This is a genomic window from Streptomyces sp. NPDC043427 (assembly GCF_056436655.1).
In genome coordinates, this window is the sequence record NZ_JBWKCC010000001.1 from 400,034 (window position 1) to 406,759 (window position 6,726).

The following is a 6,726-nucleotide window of genomic DNA, read 5'->3' on the forward strand; positions in this document are numbered from 1 at the left end:
CTGCCTCAGATCGCGAGCTGCTGGTCGTTGCGGCTCAGCCAGCGGCGGTAGAAGGAGGTGAAGACGATCAAAATGGCCAGCAGCAGGATGCCGTAGGCGGCCGACTGGGCGAAGTCACGCGGCTGCTGTCCGAAGCCGAGGTAGTACGCCCAGGTGACGAGGATCTGCGCGTCCGGGGCGGTGTCGCCGAACAGCAGGAAGATGATGGCGAACTGGTTGAAGGTCCAGATGATGCCGAGGAGCACGACGGTGGAGCTGACGGACCTCAGCCCCGGCAGGGTGACGTACCGGAACCGCTGCCAGGCGTTCGCGCCGTCCATCTCGGCCGCCTCGTAGAGCGAGGTGTCGATGGCCTGGAGGCCGCCGAGCAGCGAGAGCATCATGAACGGCACACCGCACCAGGTGTTGACCATGATCGCGGCGAACCGCTGCCAGAAGGTGTCCTCCAGCCACAGCGGCGAGGGCAGGTGCAGGGCGTCGAGCGCGGTGTTGATGACGCCGCCGTCGGCGAGCATGAACCGCCAGCCGAAGACGGTGACGAAGGTGGGCACGGCCCAGGGCAGGACCAGGATCATGCGGTAGAGGGTGCGCCCGCGGAACTTCTCGTTGAGCAGCAGCGCGAGGCCGAGGCCGATGAAGTAGTGCAGGCTCACGCACAGGGCGGTCCACACGATCGTCCAGATGAAGTGCGACCAGAAGCGGTCGTACGCCGTCGGCCCCCACAGGATGTCGGCGTAGTTGTCGAGGCCGATGAACTTGTACGTGGCGTCGATGTGGTTGACGCCGATGGTGCGGGCCGTGTTGAGGCTGTTGGCGTCGGTGAGGGTGAGGTAGAAGCCGTAGACCAGCGGGTACAGCACCAGCACGCCGAGGACGATCACCACCGGGGCGATCATCGCGTAGGCGTACCAGTGCTTGTGGTAGCCGTGCTTCAGGCGCTGACCCAGCCCGGGCCGCGGGTCTCGCTCACCGCGCCGCTTGCCGGTCGCTCGGTCGATGGCGACTGTCATGGTTCGACACCTTCTGAAGGATCAGGGAGTGGGCTGGGCAGGCGCAGGCCGGTGGCCGCCGGATCCCTCCCCCGATTTCCAGGAGGATCCGACGGCCACGCGGGGCTCACTTGCTGAAGTCGGGCACCAGCTTGGCGATCGCGATCTCGGCGTTGCTCAGACCCTTGTCGAGGGACTCCTTGCCACCGGCGATCTTGGGCAGTTCGGTGTCGAGCGGACCCCACAGGGAGCTGTACTCGGGAAGCGCCGGGCGCGGCTGGGCGGCGGCGAGGACGCCCTGGTAGCCGGCGATGCCCGGGTCGGCCTTGACCTGCGCGGTGTAGGCGTCGTCGCGGGTGGGCAGCGTGTTGTTCTTCAGGGCGATGGTTTCCTGGGCCTTCGCCGAGGTCATGAAGTTGACGAACTTCAGCGCGGCGTCCTGGTGGGCCTTGTCCGAGCCGGCGTAGACCGAGAGGTTGTGGCCGCCGGTCGGGGCGCCGGCCTTGCCGGTGGAGCCGGCCGGGACGGTGGCGATGCCGAGGTTGGCCTTGTCCTTGAAGGCGGAGCCCTTGTAGAAGTTCGTGATCTCCCAGGGGCCCTGGACGATCGCGGCGACCTTGCCGTTGACGAAGGCGTCCTGGATGTGGGCGTAGGCGTCGGCGGTGGTGTCGGCCTTGTGCAGGCCCTTGCCGTCGAAGAGGCCGAGCCAGGTGCTGTACGCCTTCTTCGCCTGCGCCGAGTCGACGGTGATCTTCTTGCCTTCGGCCTCGACGGTGTCGGTGCCCTCGCCGTAGAGGAAGGACTGGGCGTAGTAGGCCTGGGTGGAGCCCCAGTAGCCGTCGACGCCGGTCTTGTCCTTGATGGTGGCGGCGGCCTTCTTCAGGTCGTCCCAGCTCTTGGGGGCTTCCTTGATGCCGGCCTTCTCGAAGAGCTGCTTGTTGTAGACGAGGGCCAGGGTGTCCGTGGTGAACGGCACGCCGTAGGTCTTGCCCTCGTACTTGGCCTGCTCGATCAGGCTGGGCTGGAACTTGGCCTGGTCCTTGAGGGCCTCGGTGCCGTCCAGGGCGGCGAAGTAGCCCTTCTTGGCGAAGGCGGGGGTCCAGCCGACCTCGGAGCGCAGCACGTCGGGGGCGCCCTTGGAACCGGCGGCGGTGTCGAACTTGTTCTGCGCCTGGTCGAAGGGGACGTTGACGTACTTGACCTTGATGTCCTTGTTGGCGGCCTCGAACTCCTTGACCAGGGCCTGGTACGTCGGTGCCTCATTGGTGGCGTTGGAGGTGTCCCACCAGGTGAGGGTGACCGGACCGTCGGCCTTGTCGCCGCTGTCGCTGCCGCCGCAGGCCGTCGCCGCGAGGGCGAGGGACGCCACCAGTGCGCTGGCCGCTATGCCACGCCGCATGAGTTCTCCTTGAGGTGAAAGCCCGTCTGACTCACAGGGCGGCCCCGTCCGCCGCCTGTGTCGACTTGCCGACTGCGCCGTTGGCCGCCGGGCGACGTGAACGTAACAGCGATGTAAGCACGACGAAAGACCTTGCAGAAAAAAAGTGCAAGACTTCTCCGAAGTTATCCGTGCGTGACCCGGAGGCGACCGCCGTGAGACCGTTGTCGGCGCGATTGAGCCGCTGTAGAGCAGGGCAGGTGCCTGCTGTGCAAGACTCTGCAAGCTCTTGCCATCACTTTCACGAGGGAGCCCGATGACGCAGCAGCCCCGGCCGGGCCGTTCACCAGCTCGCACACGGCGTCCCATTGGTGTGCAAGGGGAGATCCGGCCGGTACAGTCCCACCCTGTGACCACACGGCTTGCCGACATCGCTGCTCAGGCGGGGGTGAGCGAAGCGACCGTCAGCCGCGTCCTCAACGGGAAGCCGGGCGTCGCCTCCACCACCCGCCAGTCCGTGCTGGCCGCCCTCGACGTGCTGGGCTACGAGCGCCCGGTCCGTCTGCGGCAGCGCAGCGCGGGTCTCGTCGGCCTGATAACGCCGGAGCTGGAGAACCCGATATTCCCGGCCCTCGCCCAGGTCATCGGCCAGGCCCTCACAAGGCAGGGGTACACCCCGGTCCTCGCCACCCAGACACCGGGCGGCTCCACGGAGGACGAGCTGACCGAGATGCTGGTCGACCGCGGTGTCGCCGGCATCATCTACGTCTCCGGCCTGCACGCCGACACCACGGCCGACATGCAGCGCTACGAGCAGCTCCGCGCCCAGGGCGTGCCGTACGTCCTGGTCGACGGCTTCTCCCCCAAGGTCCAGGCCCCCTTCATCTCCCCCGACGACCGCGCCGCGATGACCCTCGCGGTCACCCACCTCGCCTCCCTGGGCCACACCCGCATCGGCCTCGCCCTCGGCCCGAAGCGCTTCGTCCCGGTCCAGCGCAAGATCGAGGGCTTCGTCCGCGCGGTCCAGGACCAGCTGGGTCTGACCGCCGAGACGATCGAGACCGAGCTGGTCCAACACTCCCTCTACACCCTGGAGGGCGGCCAGGCCGCCGCCACGGCCCTGATCGACCGGAACTGCACGGCGGTGGTCTGCGCCAGCGACATGATGGCCCTGGGTGCCATACGAGCGGCCCGGCAGCGGGGCCTCGACGTCCCCCAGGACGTCTCGGTCGTGGGCTTCGACGACTCTCCCTTGATCGCCTTCACCGACCCACCCCTCACCACGATCCGCAAGCCGGTCCCCGCGATGGGCCAGGCTGCCGTCCGCACCCTCCTCGAGGAGATCGGCGGGACCCCGGCACCCCACAGCGAGTTCGTGTTCATGCCGGAACTGGTGGTACGAGGTTCGACCGCTTCGGCCCCTGGTGACCGGAATCGTCCGTAGGGCGGAGAACCACCCCTTTCCCTCATGCCCCGGTACTGGCCCCAGGTGTCTTCTCGCCGTACAACATGCATCGGGAACCCGACCGGTGGATGATCGGTGAGGGAACTGTTTTCTGGCAAACTGTGTGCCTATGGGTGAAACGACCGTGACGCCGGTGGAAGGGCCCGAAGAGGTCGTTCCGCACACCGTTACGGCCGAATCCGGGCCGGCCGTCCTGCGCCGCCTGCGCACCCCGCGCCGCCCCCGCTTGTGGTTCGAGATCCTGCTGATCGCGGTCAGTTACTGGACCTACTCACTGATCCGCAACGCGGTCCCCGAGCAGCGCTCCGAGGCACTGCGCAACGCCGACTGGATCTGGCGGATGGAGCACCACCTCGGCATCGCCATGGAGCAGTCCGTCAACCACGCCGTCAACTCGATGACTTGGCTCATCATCGGCATGAACTACTACTACGCGACGCTGCACTTCATCATCACCCTGGCCGTCCTGGTGTGGCTCTACCGCCGCCACCCCGGCCGCTACGCGGCGACCCGCCTGGTCCTCTTCGCCACCACAGGCGTGGCCCTGGTCGGCTACTACCTGTACCCCCTGGCACCCCCACGCCTCATGACCGGCGGCCACTTCATCGACACGGTCATGGTCCACCAGACCTGGGGCTCGATGGCCTCCGGCGACCTCAAGAACATGTCCAACCAGTACGCCGCGATGCCGTCCATGCACATCGGCTGGTCCCTGTGGTGCGGCCTCACGATCTTCGCCCTGGCCAAGATCCCCTGGGTACGAGTCCTGGGCCTCCTCTACCCGGCGGTGACCCTGGTGGTCATCGTCGCCACCGCCAACCACTTCTGGCTGGACGCGGTGGGCGGCATGCTCTGCCTGGCCTTCGGCTTCGCCCTGGCCCGCACGTGCTACGGCACCCTGCCCTACGCCCTGCCGAGGAGGGTGCCGAGCCGTCTACGCGCCGCCCACCACGGCCCGCAGCGCGTCGACGAACGCCTCTAGGGCCGGCTGCGGCGGAGCCGTCTCCCGCACGGCCGCGTAGATCGCACGCGAAGGCTCGGGCTCCCGCACCTCCCTCACCACCACTCCGGGATGCCGGCTTCCCAGCCCCAGCCGCGGAATGAGCCCCACCCCGAGCCCAGCCGCCACGAACCCCTGAGCGGTCACGTAGTCCTCGCTCTCCACCACGAACTCCGGCCGAAACCCGGCGGTCTCGCAAGCCGCCATCTGGGCGTCCAGACACGGCCCGGGCCACTCACTGCCGACCCAGCGCTCCCCCGCCAACTCGGCCAGCCGCACACTGGAGGCGTCCGCCAGCCGATGCCCCTCGGGCAGCACGGCAAGGTAGGGATCGTCCAACAGATGACGAAGCCGTACGCCGTCATGCGCCCCCTCCGCCGCCCCGACCACCAGAGCCAGATCCGCCCGCCCTTCCCGCACGCCGGACAACGGATCGGCATCGGCCAGTTTGAGGTCGACCTGCACCCCCGGATGCCCGGCCCGGAACCGCGCCACAGCCGGAGCGATCAACCCTGCCCCCGCCGTCGCGAAGTACCGCACGGCCAACCGCCCCGTGCGCCCCGCGAGCAGATCGGCGAGCGCGGCCTCCGCCTCCGCGACCTGCCGCCCGATGGCCTCCGCGTACTCGGTCAACAACAACCCCGCAGCTGTGGGCCGCACCCCCCGCCCGACCCGCTCCAGCAGCGCGGCCCCCGCCTCCTTCTCCAGCACGGCGATCTGCTGGCTGACAGCGGACGGCGTATACCCGAGCAGCGCCGCGGCCCCCGAAACCGACCCACTCCCGACCACGGCTCGCAGGACCTGCATCCTCCGCACATCAATCATGTAGCTCAGCTTAAAACACAGCCCAAAACATTTCACTTGTCCTCACACGCCCAGCGCACCACCGTAGAGCCATGCCTCTCGCCTCCTCCCTCCGCATGGCAACGCTGGCCCTCCTCTGGGGCTCGGGCTTCCTCTGGATCAAACTCGCCCTCAACCACGGCCTGACTCCCGCCCAGATCACGATCACCCGCTGCGCCCTGGGCACAGCCGTCCTGCTCCTCCTGGCGCGCTCGGCAGGCCAACGTCTCCCCCGCTCCCGCACCACCTGGGCCCACCTGGCCGTGGCAGCCCTCTTCTGCAACGCGATCCCCTTCGCCCTCTTCAGCCTGGGCGAGCAGACGGTCGACTCCGGCATCGCAGGCGTCCTCAACGCCACCACCCCCCTCTGGTCCCTCCTCATCGGCACAGTCCTGGGCACCGACCGCGCCCTGAACCCCGTACGCCTGACCGGCCTCCTCCTGGGCTTCACCGGCACCCTGCTGATCTTCGCCCCCTGGCACCAGTCGGGCCTGCTGTCCTGGGGCGCCCTCGCCCTCCTGGCCGCCGCCGCCAGCTACGCCGTGGCCTTCGCCTACATGGCCTGCCACCTCACCACCGACGACGCCCCCCTCGCCGTATCAGCGGCCCAGCTCCTGACAGCCACAGCCTGGACAACCCTGGCCCTCCCCACAGCCGGCCCCCTCCACCCCGACCCCACCGCCCTCCTGGCAGTCACCGCCCTGGGCATCCTCGGCACGGGCGTCACCTTCTACCTCAACTACCGCCTGATCGCAGAGGAGGGCGCGACGAGCGCGGCGACGGTGGGCTACCTGCTCCCCGTCGTATCCGTAGCGCTCGGCGCCCTGATCCTGGACGAGCAGGTGGGAACGCGGGTGGTGATCGGCATGGTGGTGGTCCTCATCGGCGTAGGGCTGACTCGCAGGAAGGCCATCCCCCGATGGGCCGGCAGCCGCGAGACGACGGGAGCGGGCCGTGGCGGTGCGTCGCAGCCCGTCGCTTAGCTGGTCCCCACGCCGCTCAACTGTGGCAGCGAACAGAGGGCGCGACCCGCGACGGGCTCGACGCACCG

Annotated in this window: 6 protein-coding genes; 3 read left to right on the top strand and 3 right to left on the bottom strand. The window is 68.6% G+C overall.

Translation table 11 applies throughout. From position 1 onward, the window contains the following. Positions 1-5 precede the first annotated feature (5 nt). Together AC067M_RS01825 and AC067M_RS01830 are read right to left on the bottom strand one after the other, a co-directional pair. Positions 6-1,010 (bottom strand): carbohydrate ABC transporter permease, encoded by a 1,005-nt coding sequence (locus AC067M_RS01825; RefSeq protein ID WP_478694978.1) that lies wholly within the window; start codon positions 1,008-1,010, stop codon positions 6-8. A 106-nt stretch (positions 1,011-1,116) separates the two neighbouring features. Continuing rightward, positions 1,117-2,388 carry an extracellular solute-binding protein gene (locus tag AC067M_RS01830; protein ID WP_478694979.1) on the bottom strand — a complete coding sequence of 424 codons (1,272 nt, stop codon included), beginning with the start codon at positions 2,386-2,388 and terminating at the stop codon, positions 1,117-1,119. Positions 2,389-2,776: 388 nt separating this feature from the next. On the opposite strand from AC067M_RS01830, the gene AC067M_RS01835 reads away from it, so the two are divergent. Continuing rightward, complete coding sequence (locus tag AC067M_RS01835) at positions 2,777-3,811, top strand: LacI family DNA-binding transcriptional regulator (RefSeq protein ID WP_478694980.1); 1,035 nt, start codon at positions 2,777-2,779, stop codon at positions 3,809-3,811. A gap of 130 nt (positions 3,812-3,941) precedes the next feature. Further along, positions 3,942-4,814 (top strand): phosphatase PAP2 family protein, encoded by an 873-nt coding sequence (locus AC067M_RS01840; protein WP_478694981.1) that lies wholly within the window; start codon positions 3,942-3,944, stop codon positions 4,812-4,814. On the opposite strand, the gene AC067M_RS01845 is transcribed toward AC067M_RS01840, so the two are convergent. Beyond that, entirely contained in the window at positions 4,767-5,657 is an 891-nt protein-coding gene (locus AC067M_RS01845; RefSeq protein WP_478694982.1) for a LysR family transcriptional regulator, read from the bottom strand. The two genes, AC067M_RS01840 and AC067M_RS01845, sit on opposite strands and share 48 nt — an antisense overlap. Before the next feature lie 71 nt (positions 5,658-5,728). On the opposite strand from AC067M_RS01845, the gene AC067M_RS01850 reads away from it, so the two are divergent. Continuing rightward, complete coding sequence (locus tag AC067M_RS01850) at positions 5,729-6,658, top strand: DMT family transporter (RefSeq protein ID WP_478694983.1); 930 nt, start codon at positions 5,729-5,731, stop codon at positions 6,656-6,658. The last annotated feature ends 68 nt before the right edge of the window (positions 6,659-6,726 follow it).